This window comes from Paenirhizobium cremeum (assembly GCF_047553425.1).
Lineage (GTDB): Bacteria > Pseudomonadota > Alphaproteobacteria > Rhizobiales > Rhizobiaceae > Allorhizobium > Allorhizobium cremeum.
Genome location: NZ_CP180217.1, coordinates 40,668 through 63,675 on the forward strand (window position 1 = coordinate 40,668; position 23,008 = coordinate 63,675).

The 23,008-nt window shown below is 61.0% G+C and carries 23 protein-coding genes; 11 read left to right on the top strand and 12 right to left on the bottom strand.

Annotated features, from left to right (window positions below):
- Positions 1-59: 59 nt before the first annotated feature.
- Positions 60-1,322 (top strand): methionine adenosyltransferase, encoded by a 1,263-nt coding sequence (gene metK / locus ACLBKR_RS00210; RefSeq protein ID WP_414900187.1) that lies wholly within the window; start codon positions 60-62, stop codon positions 1,320-1,322.
- Positions 1,323-1,329: 7 nt separating this feature from the next.
- A complete protein-coding gene (gene trmB / locus ACLBKR_RS00215; protein WP_112827707.1) occupies positions 1,330-2,031 on the top strand; it encodes a tRNA (guanine(46)-N(7))-methyltransferase TrmB in 702 nt (233 codons plus the stop codon).
- A gap of 110 nt (positions 2,032-2,141) precedes the next feature.
- Here the strand turns inward: trmB and ACLBKR_RS00220 are convergent, their stop codons facing one another.
- Positions 2,142-2,399 (bottom strand): DUF1150 family protein, encoded by a 258-nt coding sequence (locus ACLBKR_RS00220; RefSeq protein WP_112827708.1) that lies wholly within the window; start codon positions 2,397-2,399, stop codon positions 2,142-2,144.
- 48 nt (positions 2,400-2,447) lie between these two features.
- Complete coding sequence (locus ACLBKR_RS00225) at positions 2,448-2,867, bottom strand: Hsp20 family protein (RefSeq protein ID WP_414900189.1); 420 nt, start codon at positions 2,865-2,867, stop codon at positions 2,448-2,450.
- A gap of 151 nt (positions 2,868-3,018) precedes the next feature.
- Between ACLBKR_RS00225 and ACLBKR_RS00230 the strand changes: the two genes are divergently transcribed.
- Entirely contained in the window at positions 3,019-3,963 is a 945-nt protein-coding gene (locus ACLBKR_RS00230; RefSeq protein ID WP_414900191.1) for a nucleoside hydrolase, read from the top strand.
- A gap of 78 nt (positions 3,964-4,041) precedes the next feature.
- On the opposite strand, the gene ACLBKR_RS00235 is transcribed toward ACLBKR_RS00230, so the two are convergent.
- From ACLBKR_RS00235 to ACLBKR_RS00245, 3 genes are all read right to left on the bottom strand, one after another.
- Positions 4,042-6,378, bottom strand: coding sequence for a methyl-accepting chemotaxis protein (locus ACLBKR_RS00235; protein WP_113446954.1), 2,337 nt, complete (start codon positions 6,376-6,378; stop codon positions 4,042-4,044).
- 197 nt (positions 6,379-6,575) lie between these two features.
- The gene (locus ACLBKR_RS00240; RefSeq protein ID WP_113486038.1) at positions 6,576-7,475 is read right to left on the bottom strand and encodes a ribokinase; all 900 of its coding nucleotides are present in this window, start codon (positions 7,473-7,475) and stop codon (positions 6,576-6,578) included.
- Between the two features lie 41 nt (positions 7,476-7,516).
- Positions 7,517-8,746: a DNA recombination protein RmuC gene (locus tag ACLBKR_RS00245; protein ID WP_113486039.1), complete on the bottom strand. Its 1,230-nt coding sequence runs from the start codon at positions 8,744-8,746 to the stop codon at positions 7,517-7,519.
- 250 nt (positions 8,747-8,996) lie between these two features.
- On the opposite strand from ACLBKR_RS00245, the gene ACLBKR_RS00250 reads away from it, so the two are divergent.
- The 5 genes from ACLBKR_RS00250 to truA all read left to right on the top strand — a co-directional run bounded on the left by ACLBKR_RS00250 (position 8,997) and on the right by truA (position 14,552).
- Positions 8,997-10,532, top strand: coding sequence for a methyl-accepting chemotaxis protein (locus tag ACLBKR_RS00250; protein WP_414900195.1), 1,536 nt, complete (start codon positions 8,997-8,999; stop codon positions 10,530-10,532).
- 160 nt (positions 10,533-10,692) lie between these two features.
- Entirely contained in the window at positions 10,693-12,192 is a 1,500-nt protein-coding gene (locus ACLBKR_RS00255) for a methyl-accepting chemotaxis protein (protein WP_414900197.1), read from the top strand.
- 88 nt (positions 12,193-12,280) lie between these two features.
- Positions 12,281-12,796, top strand: coding sequence for a peptide deformylase (gene def, locus ACLBKR_RS00260; protein WP_112827716.1), 516 nt, complete (start codon positions 12,281-12,283; stop codon positions 12,794-12,796).
- Between the two features lie 65 nt (positions 12,797-12,861).
- Positions 12,862-13,797, top strand: a complete 936-nt coding sequence (fmt, locus tag ACLBKR_RS00265; RefSeq protein ID WP_414900199.1) for a methionyl-tRNA formyltransferase — start codon at positions 12,862-12,864, stop codon at positions 13,795-13,797.
- On the top strand, positions 13,797-14,552 hold the full coding sequence (gene truA / locus ACLBKR_RS00270; RefSeq protein WP_113457222.1) for a tRNA pseudouridine(38-40) synthase TruA: 756 nt from the start codon (positions 13,797-13,799) through the stop codon (positions 14,550-14,552). Before fmt ends, truA begins: the two co-directional genes overlap by 1 nt.
- Before the next feature lie 23 nt (positions 14,553-14,575).
- Here the strand turns inward: truA and ACLBKR_RS00275 are convergent, their stop codons facing one another.
- The 4 genes from ACLBKR_RS00275 to dapD all read right to left on the bottom strand — a co-directional run bounded on the left by ACLBKR_RS00275 (position 14,576) and on the right by dapD (position 17,705).
- Positions 14,576-15,172: a hypothetical protein gene (locus ACLBKR_RS00275; RefSeq protein WP_112827719.1), complete on the bottom strand. Its 597-nt coding sequence runs from the start codon at positions 15,170-15,172 to the stop codon at positions 14,576-14,578.
- On the bottom strand, positions 15,159-16,352 hold the full coding sequence (gene dapE / locus ACLBKR_RS00280) for a succinyl-diaminopimelate desuccinylase (RefSeq protein ID WP_113457221.1): 1,194 nt from the start codon (positions 16,350-16,352) through the stop codon (positions 15,159-15,161). The genes ACLBKR_RS00275 and dapE overlap by 14 nt, the downstream gene beginning before the upstream one ends.
- 109 nt (positions 16,353-16,461) lie before the next feature.
- Positions 16,462-16,845, bottom strand: coding sequence for a DUF805 domain-containing protein (locus ACLBKR_RS00285; RefSeq protein WP_113443786.1), 384 nt, complete (start codon positions 16,843-16,845; stop codon positions 16,462-16,464).
- A gap of 5 nt (positions 16,846-16,850) precedes the next feature.
- Entirely contained in the window at positions 16,851-17,705 is an 855-nt protein-coding gene (dapD, locus tag ACLBKR_RS00290; protein ID WP_113443785.1) for a 2,3,4,5-tetrahydropyridine-2,6-dicarboxylate N-succinyltransferase, read from the bottom strand.
- A 151-nt stretch (positions 17,706-17,856) separates the two neighbouring features.
- On the opposite strand from dapD, the gene ACLBKR_RS00295 reads away from it, so the two are divergent.
- Entirely contained in the window at positions 17,857-18,738 is an 882-nt protein-coding gene (locus ACLBKR_RS00295; RefSeq protein ID WP_112827723.1) for an LOG family protein, read from the top strand.
- Between the two features lie 64 nt (positions 18,739-18,802).
- On the opposite strand, the gene ACLBKR_RS00300 is transcribed toward ACLBKR_RS00295, so the two are convergent.
- A complete protein-coding gene (locus ACLBKR_RS00300) occupies positions 18,803-19,585 on the bottom strand; it encodes a calcium-binding protein (RefSeq protein WP_113446946.1) in 783 nt (260 codons plus the stop codon).
- A 116-nt stretch (positions 19,586-19,701) separates the two neighbouring features.
- The gene (locus ACLBKR_RS00305; RefSeq protein ID WP_113447117.1) at positions 19,702-20,412 is read right to left on the bottom strand and encodes a pyrimidine 5'-nucleotidase; all 711 of its coding nucleotides are present in this window, start codon (positions 20,410-20,412) and stop codon (positions 19,702-19,704) included.
- A gap of 103 nt (positions 20,413-20,515) precedes the next feature.
- On the opposite strand from ACLBKR_RS00305, the gene ACLBKR_RS00310 reads away from it, so the two are divergent.
- Positions 20,516-21,418, top strand: a complete 903-nt coding sequence (locus ACLBKR_RS00310) for a DMT family transporter (protein ID WP_113446945.1) — start codon at positions 20,516-20,518, stop codon at positions 21,416-21,418.
- Between the two features lie 87 nt (positions 21,419-21,505).
- Entirely contained in the window at positions 21,506-22,039 is a 534-nt protein-coding gene (locus ACLBKR_RS00315; RefSeq protein ID WP_112827726.1) for a methylated-DNA--[protein]-cysteine S-methyltransferase, read from the top strand.
- An 18-nt stretch (positions 22,040-22,057) separates the two neighbouring features.
- Here the strand turns inward: ACLBKR_RS00315 and argB are convergent, their stop codons facing one another.
- Entirely contained in the window at positions 22,058-22,945 is an 888-nt protein-coding gene (gene argB, locus ACLBKR_RS00320; RefSeq protein ID WP_112827727.1) for an acetylglutamate kinase, read from the bottom strand.
- Between the last annotated feature and the right edge of the window lie 63 nt (positions 22,946-23,008).

A 23,008-nucleotide genomic window follows, 5' to 3' on the forward strand; every position in this document is an offset into this window, starting at 1 on the left:
GTTTTTCCGCCGCGAACTGACTAACAAGGACACGGCTAATTCTTTGAGGGGAATCCCGAATGCGCGCTAATTATCTCTTCACCAGCGAATCCGTGTCCGAGGGTCATCCGGACAAAGTCTGTGACCGAATTTCCGATGAAATCGTGGACCTGGTTTATCGCGAAGCTGCCAAGACCGGCGTCGATCCCTGGACCGTGCGCATCGCATGCGAAACCCTGGCAACCACGAACCGTGTGGTGATTGCCGGCGAGGTGCGGCTGCCGGCAAGCCTGCTGAAGAAGGACAAGGACGGCTCCGTGGCCAAGGACGCCTATGGCGATCCCGCGGTCAACCCGGCGAAGTTCAAGGCTGCTGCGCGCAAGGCCATCAAGGATATCGGCTACGAGCAGGACCGCTTCCATTGGAAAAAGGTGAAGATCGACGTTCTCCTGCATGCGCAGTCGGCCGATATCGCCCAGGGCGTCGACAAGGCAGCCGACCACGGCAACAGCGAAGGTGCCGGCGATCAGGGCATCATGTTCGGGTACGCCTGCCGCGAGACGCCGGATCTCATGCCGGCTCCGATCTATTATTCGCACAGGATCCTTCAGCTTCTCGCCGCCGCCCGCAAGAAGGGCGAGGGTGACGCTGCCAAGCTCGGTCCGGATGCCAAGAGCCAGGTGACCGTGCGTTATGTCGACGGCAAGCCGTCGGAAGTCGACTCGATCGTTCTCTCTACCCAGCATCTCGACGAAAGCTGGGATTCGACCAAGGTTCGTTCGGTTGTCGAACCCTATATCCGCGAGGCGCTCGGCGACCTCAGGATCGCTGACGATTGCAAGTGGTACGTCAACCCGACCGGCAAGTTCGTGATCGGTGGCCCGGATGGCGACGCCGGCCTCACCGGTCGCAAGATCATCGTCGACACCTATGGTGGCGCAGCTCCCCATGGCGGCGGCGCCTTTTCGGGCAAGGACACCACCAAGGTCGACCGTTCGGCAGCTTACGCCGCTCGCTACCTTGCGAAGAACGTGGTGGCCGCCGGCCTCGCCGATCGCTGCACGATCCAGATTTCCTACGCCATCGGCGTTGCCCAGCCGCTGTCTATCTACGTGGACCTGCATGGTACCGGCAAGGTGACGGAAGATGCGGTGGAAGCTGCGATCCGCAAGGTCATGGACCTGTCGCCGAGCGGTATCCGCCGTCATCTCGATCTGAACCGCCCGATCTATGCCAAGACCGCTGCCTATGGTCACTTCGGCCGCAAGCCGGGTCGCGACGGTTCCTTCTCCTGGGAGCGCCTTGATCTGGTAAAGCCGCTCAAGGAAGCCATCAAGGCTTGATGCTGGAATGACGCCAACTGAACGACGCAGCCGGGCGACCGAGGCTTTCTTCGGTCGCCGCAAGGGAAAACCCCTCCGGGAACTGCAGCTCGAGCGCATGGCACACCTGCTGCCGGAGATCTGCATTGATCTTCAGGCACCGGCGCCGGAAGATCTGGCGGGCCTTTTCCCTTCGCGCGTTGAGCGTCTGCGTCTGGAGATCGGTTTCGGCGGCGGCGAGCACCTTGTGCACCGGGCCGGAGAGACCCCTTCGACGGGCTTCATTGGCGTCGAGCCATTCGTCAATTCCATGGCAAAGCTGCTGGCCGAAGTGGAGACGAAGGAACTTCGCAACATCCGTGTCTACGACAACGATGCCACGCAATTGCTGGATTGGCTTCCGGCGGCATCGCTGGACCAGATCGACCTGCTTTATCCAGATCCGTGGCCAAAACGGAAGCATTGGAAGCGCCGGTTCGTTTCCAAGGTCAATCTCGATCGATTTTATCGTGTGCTGAAGCCGGGCGGGCTGTTCTGCTTCGCCTCGGACATCGATACCTATGTCAACTGGACGCTGATCCACTGCCGGGACCATGGCGGTTTTGACTGGACGGCGCGCAATCGCACGGACTGGGTGACGCCGTTTGCCGGCTGGCCCGGCACGCGCTACGAGGCGAAGGCCAAGCGTGAAGGCCGTTCGTCGGCCTATCTTACCTTCCGGAAGATCTGATTACAGAATGTGTCGTTGCGCTACCGCATCGATCTGAAAACCGGAATGATCTTCGCAAAGCGCGATACGTCGATCCTGGACGTTGGAGCGATTTGCCGGATTGCGGCGCTTCAGTGCAGGCTGACCGTTTTCAGGTCGTCTTCCGCAGCCTTGTAGAAGGTGCTCGAACGGTTATCCGTCAATAGAATCGGCGTGCCGTCGGCGCCGAACAATGCCCATAGATCGAGGCTGGGATCGATATCGGGAGCTTCCGGGAAGCAGCGGGACACTTCTTCCGAACGCATTTTCCGGATGTAACCGACCTCTCCGGAACCCAAATGGGCAAGTTCGGTTTGGGTCAGCCGTGCGTTCGCTTCTCTCAGTAACATTCCGATCCTCCACCGATGAGGGAGCTACGGCGTTTCAGGCCGTTGATTCTATAGTGAAGCGGAAATGTTAATTTTCTTTTCTCCATGCTTCGGTTCGGGACGAAAGAGATAGATCGACAGCAAGCCGTTTCGCAGATGTGCACGTTCGACATCCATTCCCTCGGCCAGCAGAAAAATGCGCTGAAACTGCCGCGCCGCGATGCCGCGGAAAAGGAAGACGGGCTCGCCACGCTCCGCATGCCGGCCGCGAATGAGAAGTTCCCGACCTTGCTGGATGATCTCCAGTTCGTCCTCCGAAAAGCCAGCCACGGCGAGGGTTATGCGCAGCCTCTCCACCTCGTCGACGAGCAATCGTTCGATGTTGAACGGAGGATAGCCGTCTCCGGCGCGGCCGTTTCGGGAGCCTGATCGCTGTACAGTCTCGAAACCTACGGGCAGGGGCTGTTCAGGTGCTTTCGTTTGGCTCATCGCGGTCCTTGGGCAGCGGCTTCGGGCACTCGTCTGCCCGCATACTTGCTGAACTATATGGTGTCTGCCCAGCCTGCGTGCAAGCGGGCTTACCCTTGACAAAGGCAAGTGGCGCGGGCATCAGGCCGGCCTTGGAAATCAGGACCCAATCATGACCGAACCCAGAAAGATTATCATAGACACCGACCCCGGCCAGGACGATGCGGCCGCACTCATGCTCGCCTTCGCAAGTGGCGAGGAACTTGAGGTTCTCGGCATTACGACGGTCGCGGGCAACGTGCCGCTGCGGCTGACGAGTCGGAATGCGCGCATTGTCTGCGAACTGTGCGGCCGGACGGATATTCCCGTCTATGAGGGGGCGGAGCATCCGATCGAGCGAAAGCTGGTGACCGCCGAACATGTTCACGGCAAGACGGGCCTCGACGGCGCCGAACTCGACGAGCCGAAGATGATGGTCGAGCCGCAGCACGCGGTGGACTTCATCATTGAGACGCTACGGCGGGAAGACGAGGGAACGGTCACCCTCTGCACGCTTGGTCCGCTGACCAATGTCGGACTTGCCCTGAAGAAGGCGCCGGACATCGCACCGCGCATCCGCGAGCTGGTGATGATGGGTGGCGGCTTTTTCGAAGGCGGAAACATCACACCTGCCGCAGAATTCAACATCTATGTCGATCCCCAGGCCGCCGCCATCGTGCTCGGCGCAGGAATTCCGGTGGTCATGATGCCGCTCGACGTGACCCATCAATTGCTGACGACGAAGGCGCGCGTGGCGAAGATTGCCGCGATAGGCACCCGCCCCTCAAGGGTGATGGTGGACTGGCTGCAGTTCTTCGAGCGCTTCGACGAGGAGAAATACGGCTCCGATGGTGGCCCGCTGCATGATCCGACGGTGATTGCCTACCTGCTGAAGCCGGAACTCTTTTCCGGCCGTCACTGCAATGTCGAGATCGAAACGCAGTCGGAACTGACCATGGGCATGACGGTTGTCGACTGGTGGCGTGTTTCCGGTCGCCAGCCGAACGTTCGCGTCATGCGCAATGTCGATGCCGACGGGTTCTTCGATCTGCTGATCGAGCGCTTCGCCCGCCTTTGATCGTGTTGCGACGGTTGAATGAAAAAGGCCGCAGGATCGCTCCGGCGGCCTGTTTTCGTTTTCTGCAGGCGATATGGCTCAGAATTCTTGCCAGTCGTCCGTCGTGACCGCAGCAGCCGCACCGCCTGCCGCTGTGCGCCTGGGTGCCGGCTGATAGGCCGGGGCGACCTGACGCGGCGCGGGCGAGCGCATCGACTGGGCGGCGGCCTGCAAGGCGGCGACCGGGTTTATTGCCCCCGAGACGGAGAAGCGGGAAACCAGCGATTTGAGGTTTTCCGACTCGTTCTTCAGGGTCATGCTGGCAGCGGTGGTTTCTTCGACCATCGCGGCGTTCTGCTGGGTCACCTGGTCCATCTGGTTGACGGCCGAGTTGATCTCCTTGAGGCCGGAAGCCTGCTCGCTTGCCGACGCCGAAATCTGGCGGATCAGATCGTTGATCTGCATGACCTGTTCGGCGATCTTGTGCAGCGTCTGGCCGGCCTGGCCGACGAGCTCGACACCGTCCTTGACCTGCGCGCCGGATGTGTTGATCAGCGTCTTGATCTCCTTGGCGGCATTGGCGGAACGCTGGGCGAGTTCGCGGACTTCCTGGGCCACGACGGCAAAACCCTTGCCGGCTTCGCCGGCGCGTGCGGCCTCGACGCCCGCATTGAGCGCCAGCAGGTTCGTCTGGAAGGCGATCTCGTCGATGACGCCGATGATCCGCGAGATTTCCTGCGAAGACTGGGCGATGCCATGCATGGAGGCAACGGCCTTCTGCACCACTTCCCCGGACTTTTCCGCGTCCTGACAGGCAAGATTGACCGTCGTCGCCGCAGTATTGGCGTTGTCGGCGCTGGCGTTGACCTGCTCGGTAAGCTCGTTGAGCGCTGCGGCGGTCTCTTCCAGGCTCGCCGCCTGCTGTTCGGTGCGCTTCGAAAGGTCTGCTGCGCTGTCGGCGATCTCGCCGGAGCCGTTGCCGATGTTGATTACGCTCGCATTGACCGCATCGATCGTTCCTTCGAGGCTTGCAAGCGCTGCGTTGAAGTCGCGCTTCAGGCCCGCATATTCACCGGGGAACTCGTCGGAGATGCGGTAACCCAGATTGCCGCGTGAGAGCTCGGAAAGGCCGGTGCCCAGAACCGCAACCACGTGCTGCTGGACGCTTGCCGTTTCGTTGCGCTCCTGCTCGGAGCGGCGGCGTTCGTCGTCGGCGGCGTTGCGGTGACGTTCGGCTTCGGCTGCAACGGTCCGGCTTTCCGCGAGGCGATGGCGGAAGCCCTCCAGCGCCTTTGCCACAAGGCCAAGTTCATCGGCCCCTTCCTGGCCGTTCACGGCAGCGCCGTATTCGCCCTGGCTCAGGCGGTCGACGTCGGCAACCAGGCTGTGGAGCGGCTTCTGGGCGAAGAAGCGGACTGCAAAGAAGAGGGCGGTCATCACCGCGCCGAGCACGATGATTCCGGCGATGATCATGGTAAGGGTCTGGGCTTCCACGGCAGCGCCGGTTGCGCTGTGCGGAATATCGATGATGACGGCCCAGTTGGTGTTCACACCCGGAACGGCGAAGGGGTAGATGAGGCGGTCGAAACCTTCCTGGCCGTCTGCCTGGAGGTTGGAGAGGAGTTCCGCCTTGCCGGAGGAGAGCGCCGTCTTCAGAACGTCGGCGCCAGTCGTGTCGTAGGGCTTCATCATGAGGTCGTCCGAAGGAGCGACCAGCCACTGACCGGCCTGGGCAACGAGCAGGACGCGACCCGTTTCGAAGGGACGGAGGGCCTTCAGTTTTTCCGAGAGCGACGAAAGGGAGATGTCGACGCCCGTAACGCCGATCAGCTTGTCCCCGGAAAAGACGGGATAGCCGATCGATGTCATCGCGACGGGGACATCGGTATCCTGCGTCATGTATGGAGCGGTGATCGCACCCTTGCCGCTTGCCTTGGCCAGCGCATACCATTCGGCGCTGTAGTCGTTCCTGAAGGTGGAAAACTGGATCTTGCCGTTACGGTCCTTGGACCAGTAGGGGGTGAAGACCCCCTGATCGTTGGCGCCGAGTTCGGTATTGCCCGCAACCGTTTCCTGCTGTCCGTCGAACGCCTTGATTTCCTCGCAGAACCAGCTTCCGAAGGCGAAGGGGTTCTGGTCGACATTGGCTTTCAGCAGGTTGATCGCGCCCTTGCGGTCGAAACTCTTCTCAGACTGGCCGCGACCGAGGATGCCGGACATGGTCCGGGCGGCGCTTGCCAACTCGCCGATGTCGCTCGCAACACCGTTGGCGATTGCCTTCGCTTCCGAATTCGCCTGATCCATCGTCAGGCCGGACACGCGGCTTCGGGTTTCGGAAATAAGGATGAAGTTCGAAAGGAAAAGCACCGTGGCGATGGCGGCGCCGGTAACAATAAGAAGTTTCGCAGCAATGGAGCGCGAGATGAAATTGAACATTTGGACCTCGAAGGGAGACCGGGGGTTCTCGGAACAGCAGGGGATTTCCGGCGCCATCATGGTGCACGTGTGCGTCTAGCGTCATGCCGGAACGCACTTCATCTGCCGAGAAGCTATGCGCCAATGTTTAACGGTCGTTGAAGGACGGATGGTTTTTCTTGTAAACCGCGATGCTGGCGTCTTTTCGTCTTCGAGGTTTAAAGGTGCCTTGCGACGTCCTCGGTCACCGGGATCGAAGGTTGTGCTCCCGGCTTCAGACAGGCGAGTGAACCCGCGACTGCGGCGCGGCGCAGGGCAAGCTCGAAATCGAGCCCCTGGTCGAGGCTGGCGGCGATGTAACCGCAGAAAGTGTCTCCGGCGCCGACGGTATCGACCGGGGTGATGTCGAGCCCCTTCGTGCGATAAAGCCTGCCGTCTCGCGCCGCGATGACGCCGTCGGCACCGAGCGTGACGATCAGCGTCTGGCCTGTTTCGGAATGCAACTGCAGCAGGACCTTCTCGCGCTCGTCCGCGCTCATGTCATCCCGGGCGGCAAGCCGCTCGAACTCCGTTTCGTTGGCAACCACAATATCGGCCATGCGCCCAAGCCTGGCGGCTTCCGCAGTCAGCGGCGCGATGTTGATGATCGTGGTGACCTTTCGCCGATTTGCGGCGATCAGGGCCTCTTCGACGGCGGAAGCGGGGACTTCTATTTGCAGCATCAGGATGTCGCCAGCCTGCATGCTGTCGACCGTTCTATGCGCGTCGGCCGCTGTGACGGTGCCGTTGGCACCGGGAACGACCACGATCATGTTTTCACCGTCGGCACCGACAATAATCAACGCCGTGCCCGTCGGCTCCGTCACATGCTTTACAGCCGAAAGATCCGCGCCGGCTTCATCGAGCAGGCGGAGGGCAGGTTCGGCGAACTGATCGCTGCCGACGGCGCCGACCATACGCACCGTCGACCCCGCGCGTCGGGCCGCAAGAGCCTGATTGGCCCCTTTGCCGCCGGCCGCTGTCGAGAAGCCGGTTCCGCCGACCGTCTCTCCCGGCTTGGGAAGCCTGGGGCTCGTGGCGATGAGATCCATGTTGATGGAACCGAATACTGTAATCATCGAACTGTCGTCCTCCGTTCCGCTCCTTTTGGACGAAGTGCTCAGTCCTCGTCAACAACCCTGAGCTTGAGGAAGCCCGTGCGGCTTTCGACCGCTTTGCCGGCTTGATCGTTGTCGTCGACGTTCCCGCCGCCGGCAGTCTCGAACTCCATCGCTTCGATACGAGTGCCGCGCTTGTTGAGTTTGTCCGCCGATGTCAGGATCATGTCGACATCCCGCTGCGCCGCAAGGAAATGCGCCTGCAGCTTCCTTGTCCGCTCGTCCAGGCGGGCGAGATCTTCCATCAGATGGATGACCTCGCCCTGGATGAGATGTGCCTGTTCCCGCATCCGCTGGTCTTTCAGAACGGCCTGGATCACCTGGATCGAAAGCATGAGCAGCGAAGGGGAAACGATGACCACCCGTTGCCTGTGGGCCTTTTGAACCACGGCCTCGAAGTTCTCGTGTATTTCGGCGAAGATCGATTCCGAGGGCACGAACAGAAGAGCCATATCCTGGGTCTCACCGGCCACGAGATACTTCTCGGCAATGTCGCGGATATGCACTTCGATATCCCGACGGAACTGCTGCCCCGCCGTTTTCTTCAATTCGGGTGTTTCTGCCTCGCGGATCGCGTTCCAGGCCTCAAGCGGAAACTTTGCATCGACCACAAGAGGTGGGGCATCGTTCGGCATGCGGATCGTGCAATCGGGACGATAGCCGTTCGACAAGGTGGGCTGGAAACTGTAAGCGCCCATCGGCAGACCGTCGGCGACGATCGTCTCCATGCGGGATTGTCCAAAGGCTCCGCGTGTCTGCTTGTTTGACAGGATGGCCTGCAGCCCGACCACGTCCTTGGCGAGCGACTGGATGTTGTTCTGGGCAGCGTCGATGACCGCAAGCCGTTCCTGCAGGTGGCGCAGATTTTCATGGGTCGATTTGGTTTGCTCGGTGATCGTCGCGCCGATCCGGTGCGTCATGCCGTCAAGCCGCTGGCTGATTGCCTGGTTCAGTTCTGCTTGCCGGTTGCCGAAAACCTCCGACATCGCGGCGAGCCGTCCCTGCATTTCCGCTTGTGCCTTCAGCAATTCGGAAAGTCTTGCCTCGGCCGCCGCCTCGCGCCTGTCGGCTTCCAGTTGGCGCTCGGCCTGCAGTCGGCTGGATCGCCGTATCAGGAAGATCATCAATGCGAGGCCGACCAGCGCCAGCATCGCGGTCGTGCAGATGACCGCGATGGCCGGAGTGAGGTGGATGAGATACGGATTGAGGAACGAGGTATCGATCTGGTTCATTGCCCGATCCTAACAGATTCCCGAATTGATGATAGATCAAATGGGGAACAAACTGTGGAGGAGCGGCCGGAGCAGTAGCCGTAACCGCCGTTCGGTTCGGGTTCTCGCTAGAGTGGCGGAACGCAAGAATTGCAATAAATGCTAAAATTCAAATATTAGGGCAATACAATGTTTACCATTAAGGTATTTCATAAAATTCTAATTGGATAGGTGCACGACGCCTCATATCCAAGTCCTTTTCGAGCTGGGGATGATAATGAAACAGGTGGACGAAAAAGACGCGCTGGCGGCGCGCCTGAGCTTTCTTGGTCTCGATGAAAAGGCAAAGAATACCCTGCGCAAACTGGTGCCGTCCATCACGAAAAACATCGGTCCGGCGCTTGATATCTTCTACAAAAAGGTTCGCAGCACGCCGGAAACCGCCGCATTCTTCCGCAGTGAAGACCATATCCAGGGTGCAAAGAAGAGGCAGGAGGGGCATTGGAACGTCGTCGCCAATGCCCAATACGACGAACGTTACGTCGAAGGCGTCGTGGCCGTCGGCAAGGCCCATGCCCGTATCGGCCTGGAGCCGCGTTGGTACATCGGCGGATATGCCGTGCTCGTCGAGCAATTGATCCACGCCGTAATCCGCGAACGCTGGCCAACGCGCTTTGCCCGAAAGGAAGCTCAGACACTTGCCGAGGAAGTGGGTGTCCTGGTCAAGGCAGCACTTCTGGACATGGACTATTCCATCACCGTCTATCTCGACATTCTGGCATCGGAGCGGAAGGCCGCCGACGAGGCGCGCATTCGGACCGAACAGGAGCAGGCGGTTGCCCTCGCCTCCCTGAGCGATGTGCTGACCAAGCTCGCGAACGGTGACCTGGAGGCCAAGCTTTCCAGTGAGCAGCCACCGAATTTTGTCGGCATGGCATCCGACTACAATGCGTCGGTAGAGAAACTGCGCTCGACCATAGAGACGGTGCGCAGCGCCGCCGAAGAAATTCTCCGCTCCACCGCCGCGATTTCGGATGCGTCCGACGATCTCGCCCAGCGAACCGAACAGCAGGCCGCAGGTCTCGAGGAAAGCACCGCCGCATTGCATGAACTGACCCAGAACGTCACGCTGAGCGCCGAGGGCGCTCAGAAGGCGGCAAAGGTCGTAGGTCTCACGCTCAATGAGGCGCGGGCTTCCGGCGATGTCGTGATGAATGCCGTAAGCGCCATGGGGGCGATCGAGAAATCCTCCGACGAAATCTCCAAGATCATCGGCGTGATCGACGAGATTGCCTTCCAGACCAACCTCTTGGCGTTGAATGCCGGCGTCGAGGCCGCCCGCGCCGGTGAGGCTGGACGTGGCTTTGCCGTCGTCGCGCAGGAGGTTCGCGAACTCGCGCAGCGTTGCGCAAGCGCTGCTAAGGAGATCAAGGGCCTGATCTCGCAAAGCTCCTCCCAGGTTCAGACCGGTGTCGGGCTCGTCAACAATGCCGGCGAGGCTCTGGACAAGATCATCGGCCGGATCGACGAGATCAACGGGATCGTGGCTGGCATAGCTTCCGCTGCCGCTGATCAGTCGAGCGGTCTTCACGAGGTCAATACCGCCATCGGCGGGATGGATACGATTACCCAGAAGAACGCGGCCATGGTGGAGGAGACCTCGGCCCAGACCGCGACCCTCAAGGATGAGGTCGAACGACTGGTGACCGCCCTGCGCGGCTTCCGGACCCGCAATGCTGATGCTGTTGAGGACAACGTTCATTATCGTCACGCCGGCGACCATCCGGCATATCGCAGGGCGGGCTGACACTGGGAAAGAGAAGGGCGTGGCCACATGCCGCGGGCTTCGAATTTGTCAATTTTGTTCGGCCTTGTTCATCGGTCGTTTAGGATTTTCACGAATGCTCGTCTCATATTGATGACATTCATGAGCTTCCTGGGGGAGCTTGAAAAATCGTGGCGAGACGATGAAAAATATAAACCCCGATGACAATCTGTCCGAGCGGCTTGCCTTCCTTGAGCTTGACCAGAGGACCTGCGATACGCTGAGTTCCCTTCGCCCGACGCTTGCCGAAATTATCGGCGGCGCTCTCGACAAGTTTTATGCCAAGGTGGCCGCGACCCCGAAGCTGAAGCGTTTCTTCCGCGACAAGGGGCACATGGATGCTGCCAAGAACGCCCAGATCGGTCATTGGGACAAGCTTTCCAGCGGCAGATTTACCGCCGATTATGTCAAGGGCGTAACAGCCGTGGGCATGGCGCATGCCCGCACGGGCCTCGAGCCGCGATGGTATATCGGCGGCTACTCCATGCTGATGACGGAACTCGTCTCCGGTGTCCTGAAGAAGCACTGGCCATTTCCCTTCGGCAAGCAGCATGCGGCGGCGCTCGGCGAAAAGCTCGCCGCGCTGATAAAGGCCTCCATGCTGGACATGGATTATTCGATCTCGGTCTACCTGGACGCTCTCGACGAGAAGCGTCACCGGCTGGAAGAGGAGCGCGAGAGGTTCGAGGCCGACCAGCGCCTGGCGATGGAACACCTTCGCCATGGTCTGGAGGCGCTCGCCCGCGGCGATTTCGAAAATCGGATGTCTGCCGATCTGCCGGACAATTTTAAGGAAATGGCCCAGCACTACAACGAAACCGTCGTCCGCCTGAGCGAGTCCTTCGCCTCGATCCGCCGTGCATCCGAGGAGATCCTCGATGGCACGGAAACGATTGCCAATGCCTCTGACGAAATCGCAGTGAGAACCACGAAACAGGCCGCCGGCATCCAGGAAAGCTCGACCGCCCTGCAGCAATTGTCGGTGAGCGTCAGCCAGACCGCCGCCAACGCGCAGCGCGCCTCCGAGGCTGTAAAGGAGGCACAGCAGCAGGCCCGAACCTCCGGCGAAGTCGTTTCGGATGCCATTTCGGCGATGGCAGAGATCGAAAAATCCTCCGCCGAGATTTCCAAGATCATCGGTGTCATCGACGAGATCGCGTTCCAGACCAACCTGCTGGCGCTGAATGCCGGCGTCGAGGCTGCAAGGGCGGGTGATGCGGGAAAAGGTTTCGCCGTCGTGGCGCAGGAAGTGCGCCAATTGGCACAGCGCAGCGCCGATGCCGCCAAGGAGATCAAGCGTCTGATCTCGCAAAGCTCGGATCAGGTCAATGAAGGCGTCGGCCTCGTCTCCAATACCGGCACGGCTCTTGGCGATATCATCTCCCGCATCGATGCGGTGCATGCCATCGTCTCGGATATTGCGGGTGCGGCCAAGGATCAGGCGACCGGCCTGAGCGAGGTCAATCAGGCGACGCACAGCATCGATCTGCTGACCCACGAGAACAGCACCATGGTCGAGCAGACCTCGGCGGAAACCCAGCGTCTCCGCCACGAGGTGGCGGGACTTGTCGAGTTGCTTGGCGAAATTCGCATTCGCACCAAGCCCGGGGAAGAGCGCGTCATCCGTGCCCGCGCGGCGTGAAGGTGCAACGGTCTCCGAAGCTCTTCAAACGCGGGCACGTCCCGCGTTTTTCGATTCCATATGGGGAAAAGATCGGCTATGGGAGGCCATGACCATCAAGCCCCTCATTATCCTTCCCGATCCCCTTCTGCGCCAGGTTTCCGCGTCGGTCGAGCGCATCGATGACGACGTGCGCCGGCTTGCCGACGACATGCTTGAGACGATGTACGATGCGCCGGGCATCGGGCTGGCCGCCATCCAGGTTGGCGTTCCTCGCCGGATGCTGGTGATCGATGTCAGCCGGGAAGGCGAAGAAAAGAAGCCGCTCGTCTTCATCAATCCCGAAATCCTGACGAGTTCGGACGAACGCTCCGTCTACGAGGAAGGCTGCCTGTCTATTCCGGATTATTATGCCGAGGTTGAGCGTCCCGCGCTTGTCACCGTCAGGTCGCTCGACCGCGACGGCAAGGAGCAGATCACCGAAGCCGATGGCCTGCTGGCAACTTGCCTGCAGCACGAGATCGACCACCTGAACGGTGTGTTGTTCATCGATCACATTTCTCGCTTGAAGCGCGATATGGTCATCAAGAAGTTCACCAAGGCGGCCAAGCAGAAGGCGCTCTGAGCCATCTCATGGTTCGTTGACCGCGAATGCGGCGGACATGCGTGATCGACGGAGGCTGAACGGCAATGGCACTGCGCATTATCTTCATGGGAACTCCGGAATTCTCGGTCGCAACGCTGGAGGCGCTGGCTGCCGCTGGCCACGATATCGTTGCCGTTTACACTCAGCCGCCGCGACCGGGCGGGCGGCGTGGGCTCGATCTGCAGAAATCCCCCGTACATCTTGCCGCCGAAAAGCTCGACATCCCCGTCCGGCATCCGCCGAATTTCCGGGCGGAGGAAGATCGCGAGCAATTCCGTGCACTCGGCGCCGATGTCGCCGTGGTGGTGGCATACGGGCTGCTGTTGCCCGAAGCGATCCTCACGGGCACCCGGCTCGGCGCGTTCAACGGCCATGCGTCGCTCCTGCCGCGCTGGCGAGGGGCCGCTCCGATCCAGCGGGCGATCATGGCGGGCGATGCCGAGACCGGAATGATGGTCATGAAGATGGACAGGGGGCTCGACACAGGCCCCGTGGCATTGACCCGCAGGGTGAAGATCGGCCCTGACATGACCGCCGGCGAACTGCACGACAGGCTACGCGATGTCGGGGCGGAGGCGATGGTTGAGGCCATGGGCAGGCTGGAAGGCGGCACGCTCGAGACCATGCCGCAATCGGAAGATGGCGTGATCTATGCCGCGAAGATCGACAAGGCGGAGACCCGGATCGATTTCGACAGGCCGGCCGAGATTGTTCACAATCACATTCGCGGTCTTTCGCCTTTCCCCGGCGCCTGGTTTGAAATCGAACTGAACGGCAGGCCGGAACGGGTGAAGGTCCTCGGCTCGACCATGGCGGATGGCGCAGGCGCACCGGGAACAGTGCTTGACGATGCACTGGCGGTTGCGTGTTCCTCCGGTGCCGTGCGCTTGATGCGCCTGCAGAAAGCGGGCGGCAAGCCGCTCGACGCTGCCGAATTCCTGCGGGGCACGCCGGTCGCGGCCGGCTCGGTGCTTTCCTGATGCCCCGTTTTCGTATGACCGTCGAATATGACGGCACACCCTATGTCGGCTGGCAGCGACAGGAAAACGGTCCGTCCGTTCAGGGCGCGCTGGAAAACGCAGTACTATCTCTGACCGGGGAAACCGTTTCGATTCGCGGTGCCGGCAGGACCGATTCCGGCGTTCACGCGCTTGGCCAGGTTATCCATGTCGACCTTGCACGTGCCTGGGTGCCTTACAAGCTTCGCAACGCGCTCAACGCTCATCTGGCATTGGCGGGTGAACGGGTTGCCGTTCTCGATGTCGCCGCCGTGGACGAGGCTTTCGACGCCCGTTTCTCCGCGATGCGCAGGCATTATCTCTATCGTATCATCACCCGACCCGCCCGCCTCGCATTGGAGGCCGAGCGTGCCTGGTGGGTGCCGAAACCACTCGACCATAAAGCGATGCATGCCGCAGCCCAGACGCTTGTCGGCCACCACGACTTCACCACCTTCCGCTCGGCGCACTGTCAGGCGACAAGCCCGGTGCGTACGCTGGATCGGCTGGATGTGACGCGAACCGGCGAGCTGATCGAAATCCGGGCCTCGGCGCAGAGCTTTCTGCACAACCAGATCCGGTCCTTCGCCGGTACCCTGAAGCTGGCTGGCGAGGGCAAAATGACGCCTGAGGATGTGCGCGCGGCACTGGATGCCCGCGACCGTTCGGCCTGTGGGCCGGTCGCGCCGCCTGAAGGCCTGTTCTTTCTGAAGGTGGATTACCCCGGCGACGAATAAGCGGCTGGGAGCCGGAGCGGTGGTCAGCCGGGAAAGACCCCGAGAAAGCGTTCCAGCATCTCCGACAAGATCATCGAGGGCACAAGCAACACCATCGTGATGGTCGAGATCGTCAGGATGTGATTGCCGAACACCATGCGGAAGATGCGAAAAAGACTGACCACGAAGGCAAGCATCAAGCCGAGCCAGGCGAGGGCAACCAGGGTGTCGATTGCCGGGAAAAGCATCATCAGAACGACGAGTGTCGCATAGGCATAGGATACCGGCAAAGCCATCCAGTTGGCGATTGCCACGACGGCGGAGAATTTCGAGCCGATCCCCACCATCCAGCACAGAAAGCCGACAAGCACCAGCGGCACGATCCAGTTGGCGAACTCGACCAACGTCAGGCGAAAGAAGAAGAGCGTTCCGACCTCGGCGCCTTCGGGAAGCGTTTCGAGAAAAGTGCTGCGCCACCAGAGAAAGGATATGATCGTGGTCGGCAATGCCCAGGCTGCCGCCCAGAAGGAGCGCAATGCGCCGCGATCCGAAAGATCGAGAAAGGCGAAGCCTCGCGGGTCCTGTCGGAACAGGAGCCAAAGTCCGGTCAGGTAGGTCTCGACCTCCTTAAGCGATGGCATTCGCAAACCATTGTTCGATGAAGGTACGGTAGATGCGGGTCAATGTTTCGAGATCCTCTACCGCCACACGCTCGTCGACCATGTGCATGGTCTGCCCGACGAGGCCGAACTCCACCACTGGGCAATAGTCCTTGATGAAGCGCGCATCGGAAGTCCCGCCCGTCGTTGAAAGCTGCGGCGTGGCGCCGGTGACTTTCTCGATTGCATCGGAAAGTGACGCAATCAGGGCATTGTTGCGGGTCAGGAAAACCTGGCTTGGGCGTTCGGACCAGACGATGTCGTATCGGATAGGCTCGCGACCGGGGCGCAACGTCGTATCGGCCGCGGCGGCATCGAGCCGGCGCAGGATCTCGGTCTGCAGGCTTTCCGCCGACCAGGTATCGTTGAAGCGGATATTGAACTTGAAGACGGCGCTCGCCGGAATGACGTTGGTCGCGGTATTGTCGACATCGATCGAGGTCACCTCGAGGTTCGACGGCTGGAAGTTGTCCGTCCCGTGATCGAAGGGCGGGTGCATCAGGGCCTCGGCCAGCTTGATGGCGCCGCGCACCGGATTGTCGGCGAGATGCGGATAGGCGGCATGGCCCTGCACACCATGCACGGTCACCGTGCCGGAAATGGAGCCGCGACGGCCGATCTTGACCATGTCGCCAAGCTGGTCCGGGTTGGTCGGCTCGCCGACGAGGCAGGCGTCCCAGCGTTCGCCTTGCGCAGTCGCCCATTCGAGCAGCTTTGTCGTGCCGTTGATCGCGGGGCCTTCCTCGTCACCGGTGATGAGCAGCGAGACAGAACCCTTCGGCGCGCCTTTCTCCTCGACCAGCCGTGCAAGCGCCGCGATGAAGCAGGCAATGCCGCCTTTCATGTCGACCGCCCCGCGACCGTAGAGCATGCCATCGGAAATCTCCGCGGCAAATGGTGGATGGCTCCATGCCACCTCGTTGCCGACAGGGACCACGTCCGTATGCCCGGCGAACATCAGATGCGGGCCGTCTGTTCCGAGACGGGCATAGAGGTTCTCGATGTCGGGCGTGCCGTCCTCGTGCGCCATAACGCGCGAGACCTTGAAACCCAGCGGCTCGAGAAACCGTTGCAGCGCGGTCAGGGCGCCACCTTCGGCGGGCGTTACTGAGGGGCAGCGGATAAGGGCTTGAAGGACGTCGACAGGATTCGTGGCGATCATGACATACTGCGCTGGATGCAGCCCGGAACTGTAAACAGGGGACCGGGCACGAAAGAAGATCGGGCAGATTTATCCGATCGGTTGCCTTGTGTCACCACCGAAGGCGGCTTCACGTCTGCGGCCAGTCGGTCGCTCCTCCATAGGTATTGGCTTTGCGTGCCGACGGCCAGAGGCAGAGCACGAGAAGCATCACCAGGGACAGTGCCGGCACCAGGATCAGAAGCGCGATTAATCCCGGCATACCCATGTCGTGCAGCCGCTTGATGCTCAGCATCATCGCCGACACGATGGAACAGCCCATGCTCGAAAGGAACATCAGGCTGTAGAGCGGCAGAAGATCGTCGTCTTCCGGAACGAGCGCCAGTTTTGCCAGGGCAAAGGAATTCAGCATCAGCCAGAACAGCCAGCCGAGAATGAAGGTCTGCCGGCCCGCCCGGCCGGACGGGCTGAAGAACAGCCACGCGACAGTCGGCCGGCGGGCCGCAGCGAGCATGGAAATCAGTCCCTGAGCAGTTCGTTGATGCCGGTCTTGGAGCGTGTCTTCTCGTCGACGCGCTTGACGATCACCGCGCAGTAAAGGCTCGGTCCCGGTTCGCCATTCGGGAAGGACTTGCCCGGCAGGGTGCCGGCAACGACGACGGAATAGGGCGGGACTTCCCCATAGGTGATCTCGCCGGTCGCGCGGTCGACGATCTTGGTCGACTTGCCGATGAAGACACCCATGCCGAGCACCGAGCCCTCGCGGACGATGCAACCCTCGACGACCTCGGAGCGGGCGCCGATGAAGCAGTTGTCCTCGATGATGGTCGGCCCGGCCTGCAGGGGTTCCAGCACGCCGCCGATGCCGACGCCGCCGGATAGATGCACGTTCTTGCCGATCTGCGCGCAAGAGCCGACCGTCGCCCAGGTGTCGACCATGGTGCCTTCATCGACATAGGCACCGAGGTTGACGAAAGAGGGCATGAGCACCACGTTCTTTGCGACATAGGCCGAGCGGCGTACCACGGCGTTGGGAACCGCACGGAAGCCGGCCGAGCGGAACTGTTCCTCTCCCCAGCCTTCGAACTTGGACGGAACCTTGTCCCACCAGGTGGAAGCGCCCGGGCCGCCCTTGACGACGCCCATGTCGTTCAAGCGGAAGGAGAGCAGGACCGCCTTTTTGAGCCACTGATGGACGGTCCAGGTGCCGTCCGCTCCCCGGGTCGCCGCGCGTGCCTTGCCGCTGTCCAGCAGTTCCAGCGAAGCTTCCACGGCATCGCGGATTTCGCCTTTGGTCGCCGTCGTGACCGTATCGCGATTGTCGAAGGCGGCTTCGATGACCTTTTCGAGGGCGCTGATATCCGTGGCGTTCATTTGATTTCCTTAAATTTCGTTGTCTATCGTGGAAACGGACGATATCCGAATTCTCAATCGGGGAACCGGCACTGATCTAGCGTATTCGCCCGGGGTTGAAAACTGCCGCCGGCGCATTCGCGTCCAGGTAAGGCAAAGAAAGGCATGAAGCATGGCAAAGCTGCGCAACGGTCGGCATCGGCAGGACGACGGGGTTTGGAAGACGCTGAAGAGCAGTCAGACGGATCGCAGCCGCGTGGCCGGCATCCCACGGACCCCGCAATCGGAATCGCCCTCCTACCGGCTGGCCTATCTCGATGACGATTTTCTCTGCCGTGAAGAGTTACGACCCGTCAGGCTTCAACTCGAACTTCTGAAAACGGAGATGATCCTGACTGAGCGCGGCATCAAGTCGACGATCGTCATGTTTGGCGGTGCGCGCATTCCCGCGCCCGGCGCAAGCGCCTGGGCGGCCCGCAACGAAACCCAGAAAGCCAATCTTGAGGCAGCGTCGATCTACTACGAGGAAGCGCGCAAGTTCGCCCGTCTCTGCGGAGAGCATGCGGCTCTCCACAATCACCAGGAATATGTGGTCGTCACCGGTGGCGGACCGGGCGTGATGGAAGCCGGCAACCGTGGGGCCGCCGAGGTTGGCGCACCGACCATAGGTCTAAACATCGTCCTGCCGCACGAACAGGCGCCCAACGCCTTCGTGACGCCGGAACTGAGCTTCAATTTCCACTATTTCGCCATCCGGAAAATGCACTTCCTGATGCGCGCGAAGGCTATCGCGATCTTTCCCGGCGGCTTCGGCACCCTCGACGAGCTTTTCGAGGCCGTGACCCTGATCCAGACAAAGCGCATGGAACCGATCCCGCTTATCCTCTTCGCCGAAAAATTCTGGCGCAAGATCGTGAATTTCGAGGCGCTTGCCGAGTTCGGCACCATCGCGCCCGATGACCTGAAGCTTCTCCATTTTGTCGAGACGGCAGAGGAGGCATGGAAGATCATCGCGGACCGCTATGAACACACCCACGATGTCGCGGTGAAGTGAACTCAAGAAATGCGGAAAGCCGCCAGATGTCTGGCGGCTTCCTTTGTTCCCTGATCGGATTTTGTCAGGGCAGGATCTTCGGCCCGGCCGGGAAATCGTCGGCGGAGATGAAGCCGTCCTTGTTCGTGTCGAACCGGTCGAAGAGCTTGTCGGTCGCTGCTGCTGCTTCCGCTTTGCTGATCTGGCCGTTCTCGTCGGTATCCATCCGGGCCATGATGCGGCGCATCCCGTGATGCCCCATCGGTCCCATACCCATCTCGTCGCGCGGGCGATTACGATCGGGGCCGTCGCGGTCGTCATGCCGGCCGAAGCGCGGCTTGTCGTCTCTCCAGCCCTTGCCATCGTGCGGGCCCTTGCCGTCCCGCGGACCGCAATCGCGAGGACCGTTCGGCATGCCCATGTCGTCGTCATCCGCCATGTCGTCCGGGGGAGGCGGGGGCGCGGTCGAGGCATCGTCCTGAGGTGCAGGCGCCTGCGCCTTGTCCGCATCTTCGGCGGCCGGCGGTTTTGGCATCGAAGCTTTCCAGGCTTCCGTGCGGGCTTCGCGGTATTTGCGCAATTCGCCGGGCGTCAGGTTGCCGTCTTTATCCGCGTCGATAGCGGCAAAGAGCGTGTCGGAGCCGGCCTTGGCTTCATCCTTCGAAATCTTGCCATCCTTGTTGGCGTCGAATTCTTGGAGCCCATGGATGAACATACCGGCCGGTCCGCGCATCATCATCGGGCGTGGGCCGCAGGGGCCGTCCATCGGTCCGGAACCTTTGCCACTTTGCGCGAGCGCGATACCGGAGGAGGCGCTGACAAGCAGCGCGGTCGCAAGAGCGGCAAGCGTCGTTTTGCGAGCGTACATAAGACTTTCCTTTCCTCGTTTACGAAGAAAAGATTACCGCCGACGTTCGCCTATTCCGACTTAAACCTTGTTAAGGCTGGATGAAACTTCCGTAATGTTGGCAAGCCCTGCCGAGATCAGCCAACCAGCCCGGCAAGGAAGCGGGCGAGATCGTCGGTGACGAAATCGATGTTCTCGGGTTCGGCGTTTTCTGCCAGTTCCCAGCTTTCCAGAACCACGCTCTCCAGATTTCGGGGCACGAGCAGCACGGTCCTCATGCCGAGGGCTTTCGGAACCATCAGATTGCGCGGCAGGTCCTCGAACATGGCGGCCTTCTTCGTATCCACCCGGTTGAGGCTCATAAACTTGTCATAGGTGCTGCCGGCCGGCTTCGGCTGGTAATCGGCGGCGACGATATCGAAAATGTCGTCGAAATTGTCGAGGATGCCGAGCGCACGCGCCGCCGCTTCCGCGTGAGCGACGGTGCCGTTGGTGAAAATGAATTTGCGGCCCGGTAGGGCCTTGATTGCTGCTCCCAGGGCTTCATCGGGAAGCAGCGCGGAATAGTCGATCGCATGGGCCCTGGCGAGGAAGTCGTTCGGATCGACCCCGTGATGCAGCATCAGGCCGGCCAGGGTTGTGCCGTGGTCGTGGTAATATTTCTTCTGCAGAAGCTTCGCCTCGGCGGGCTCCATCTGCAGGAGTTCCGAAACATAGGCCGTCATGTTGCGGTCGATCTGCGCAAACAGGTCGATGTGATGCGGATAAAGTGTGTTGTCCAGGTCGAAGACCCAGTCACGGACATGGGCGAAATCGCCGGCTGTTGGGGCGGAGGCTCTCTTGTTCATGACGTCCTTATGGCACGCCTCGCCGGCAGAAGAAAATGCGAAACTCCGATTCCAGCCGGAAGTGACCTTGGCGGCGCTATCGATGCCGTGATACCGCCGCGGCATGGAACCCTGGATACTGATTACCGTCGCTGCCGCTTTCCTGCAGAACCTGCGGTCGGCCCTTCAAAAACATCTGCAGACATCGCTCGGTACGAGAGGCGCAAGCTTCGTCCGGTTCGGCTACGGTTTTCCGATCGCCATTCTTTATGTCCTTGGTCTGCATTTTCTCGGCGGCTATGAATTGCCGGTCCCCAATCCGGTCTTCGCCCTGTGGGCCATCATCGGTGGCCTTGCCCAGATTTTCGCGACCATGCTGCTGGTGCATCTCTTCTCGCTGCGCAACTTCGCAGTCGGAACCGCTTATTCGAAGACGGAACCAGTGCAGGCCGCGATTTTCGGCTTTATCCTGCTCGGCGAGCGCGTGACGACGGGTGCAGTAGGCGCCATCATCGTGGGTGTGGCCGGCGTGATGATGATCTCGGTGGCGCGCATGCCGCTCACTTTCGCCAACCTGTTGAAGGCGCTTGCCGGTCGCACAGCCTTGATAGGCATTGCCTCCGGTGCGGTTTTCGGCATATCCGCCGTGGCCTACCGATCGGCATCCCTGTCGCTTGGGGATCACAATCCCATCGTCGCGGCGGCCGTCACGCTTGCCTGCGTAACGACCTTCCAGACGGTTTTCATGCTTGTGTGGATGGTCCTGCAGGACAGGCGCGAGATCGTCGACGTGATCCGTTCCTGGCGCTCGTCCTCGCTCGTCGGTCTCGCCGGCGTCCTGGGCTCCGCCTGCTGGTTCACGGCGATGACGTTGCAGCAAGTCGCCTACGTTCGAGCGCTCGGTCAGATCGAACTGGTCTTCACCTTCCTCGCCTCGTTCTTTCTGTTTCACGAGCGCGTAAATCGCACGGAGGTCGCCGGCTGCCTCCTGATCGTTGCCGGCATCCTTCTGTTGTTGCTCGGCTGAAAGCGAGCCACCCGGATTGCATCTGTGCACTGATTGTTCTCTTCGCCGCAGGCGGGTAGACTGCGGCTCCAGGAGAGGAAGCGGGTCATGAAACGGACGGTTTATTGCGAATGGCTCGACAGTCCGGTCGGAGATCTGGTCGCGATTGCCGACGATAAGGCGTTGCTGGCGCTGCAGTTTCGCGAACGCACGACACCGGAGACCGACGATGCAGCGATCCGGCGGCAGATGAACGCGGATGCCGTGCTGCCCGGCAATGCCCTGACCCGGACGGTGGGCAAGGAGCTCGAAACCTATTTCGCTGGCCGCGCTTTTGAGTTCTCCGTGCCACTTGCACCGGCTGGGAGCGAATTCGAACGGAAGGTATGGGCGGAGCTTCTCAAGGTGCCGCTCGGCGAAACCTGTTCCTATGGCGATATCGCAAGAAATGTGGGCGGCATGGAAACCGTGCGGGCCGTCGGCAAGGCGAATGGCGCCAATCCCATCGGCATCATCGTCCCGTGCCACCGCTGCATCGGCGCGGATGGATCGCTGGTCGGTTATGGCGGGGGACTATGGCGCAAGAAATGGCTCCTGCGCCACGAGGGCAAGATGCGTCCGGTCGGCCTTTTCGCCTTGTGACCGGACTAGAGTACCGGTTCAGGGAACCAGCAGCGTGCCGGCGCCGTGTTCGGTGAAGATTTCCAGCAATACCGAATGAGCCGTCTTGCCGTTCAGGATGACGACGCCCTGAACGCCGGCATGGATGGCATCGATGCAGGTCTCCACCTTCGGGATCATGCCGCCGGAAATGGTTCCGTCCTTGATGAGGGCCCGCGCCTCGGCCACCGAGAGTTCCTTGATAAGTTCGCCCTGCTTGTTGAGTACGCCCGGCACGTCGGTGAGGAATAGCAGGCGGTCGGCGCGCAGCGCCCCGGCGATGGCGCCGGCGAAGGTGTCCGCATTGATGTTGTAGGTGTGGCCGTCACGGCCCGGCGCGACCGGAGCGATGACCGGGATCATTTCCGATTTTGCCAGAAGGTCGAGCAGGGTGCGGTCGACTTCCACGACCTCGCCGACAAAGCCGAGGTCGAGAACGCGCTCGATATTGGAGTCGGGATCGGTGACGGTCTTCTTGGCCTTTTCGGCGAAGACCATGTTGCCGTCCTTGCCGCAAAGGCCAATCGCCCATTCGCCAGTCTGGTTGATAAGCGCGACGATTTCCTTGTTGATCGAGCCGGCGAGCACCATCTCGACGATCTCGACGGTTTTCTGGTCGGTTACGCGCAGGCCGCCTTCGAACTTCGATTCGATGCCCATCTTGGTCAGCATGGCGCCGATCTGCGGGCCACCGCCGTGAACGACGATCGGGTTGACGCCCGACTGCTTGAGCAGCGCGATATCCGCCGCGAAGGCCTTGCCGAGCTCCGCATTCCCCATGGCATGGCCGCCATATTTCACGACGATCGTCTTGTTTTCATAGCGCTGCATGAAGGGCAGGGCCTGGGCCAGAAGTTGCGCCTGGATTTCGCTATCGGAAGCCGTCATGGAATACCCTCGTCGTTGGATCGCGGCCTTTTAGCGCAAGATCGATCCCGATGGAATAATCCG

Bases quoted from the DNA above. Each gene is read 5' to 3' on its own strand.
- ACLBKR_RS00240 (WP_113486038.1), bottom strand. From the start codon at position 7,475: ATGATTACAGTATTCGGTTCCATCAACATGGATCTCATCGCCACGAGC.
- def (WP_112827716.1), top strand. From the start codon at position 12,281: ATGACCATCAAGCCCCTCATTATCCTTCCCGATCCCCTTCTGCGCCAG.
- ACLBKR_RS00225 (WP_414900189.1), bottom strand. From the start codon at position 2,867: ATGAGCCAAACGAAAGCACCTGAACAGCCCCTGCCCGTAGGTTTCGAG.
- ACLBKR_RS00235 (WP_113446954.1), bottom strand. From the start codon at position 6,378: ATGTTCAATTTCATCTCGCGCTCCATTGCTGCGAAACTTCTTATTGTT.
- ACLBKR_RS00305 (WP_113447117.1), bottom strand. From the start codon at position 20,412: ATGAACAAGAGAGCCTCCGCCCCAACAGCCGGCGATTTCGCCCATGTC.
- ACLBKR_RS00230 (WP_414900191.1), top strand. From the start codon at position 3,019: ATGACCGAACCCAGAAAGATTATCATAGACACCGACCCCGGCCAGGAC.
- dapE (WP_113457221.1), bottom strand. From the start codon at position 16,352: ATGATCGCCACGAATCCTGTCGACGTCCTTCAAGCCCTTATCCGCTGC.
- dapD (WP_113443785.1), bottom strand. From the start codon at position 17,705: ATGAACGCCACGGATATCAGCGCCCTCGAAAAGGTCATCGAAGCCGCC.
- trmB (WP_112827707.1), top strand. From the start codon at position 1,330: ATGACGCCAACTGAACGACGCAGCCGGGCGACCGAGGCTTTCTTCGGT.
- ACLBKR_RS00255 (WP_414900197.1), top strand. From the start codon at position 10,693: ATGAAAAATATAAACCCCGATGACAATCTGTCCGAGCGGCTTGCCTTC.
- ACLBKR_RS00220 (WP_112827708.1), bottom strand. From the start codon at position 2,399: ATGTTACTGAGAGAAGCGAACGCACGGCTGACCCAAACCGAACTTGCC.
- ACLBKR_RS00250 (WP_414900195.1), top strand. From the start codon at position 8,997: ATGATAATGAAACAGGTGGACGAAAAAGACGCGCTGGCGGCGCGCCTG.
- ACLBKR_RS00285 (WP_113443786.1), bottom strand. From the start codon at position 16,845: ATGCTCGCTGCGGCCCGCCGGCCGACTGTCGCGTGGCTGTTCTTCAGC.
- truA (WP_113457222.1), top strand. From the start codon at position 13,797: ATGCCCCGTTTTCGTATGACCGTCGAATATGACGGCACACCCTATGTC.
- fmt (WP_414900199.1), top strand. From the start codon at position 12,862: ATGGCACTGCGCATTATCTTCATGGGAACTCCGGAATTCTCGGTCGCA.
- ACLBKR_RS00295 (WP_112827723.1), top strand. From the start codon at position 17,857: ATGGCAAAGCTGCGCAACGGTCGGCATCGGCAGGACGACGGGGTTTGG.
- argB (WP_112827727.1), bottom strand. From the start codon at position 22,945: ATGACGGCTTCCGATAGCGAAATCCAGGCGCAACTTCTGGCCCAGGCC.
- ACLBKR_RS00300 (WP_113446946.1), bottom strand. From the start codon at position 19,585: ATGTACGCTCGCAAAACGACGCTTGCCGCTCTTGCGACCGCGCTGCTT.
- ACLBKR_RS00315 (WP_112827726.1), top strand. From the start codon at position 21,506: ATGAAACGGACGGTTTATTGCGAATGGCTCGACAGTCCGGTCGGAGAT.
- ACLBKR_RS00310 (WP_113446945.1), top strand. From the start codon at position 20,516: ATGGAACCCTGGATACTGATTACCGTCGCTGCCGCTTTCCTGCAGAAC.
- ACLBKR_RS00245 (WP_113486039.1), bottom strand. From the start codon at position 8,746: ATGAACCAGATCGATACCTCGTTCCTCAATCCGTATCTCATCCACCTC.
- metK (WP_414900187.1), top strand. From the start codon at position 60: ATGCGCGCTAATTATCTCTTCACCAGCGAATCCGTGTCCGAGGGTCAT.
- ACLBKR_RS00275 (WP_112827719.1), bottom strand. From the start codon at position 15,172: ATGCCATCGCTTAAGGAGGTCGAGACCTACCTGACCGGACTTTGGCTC.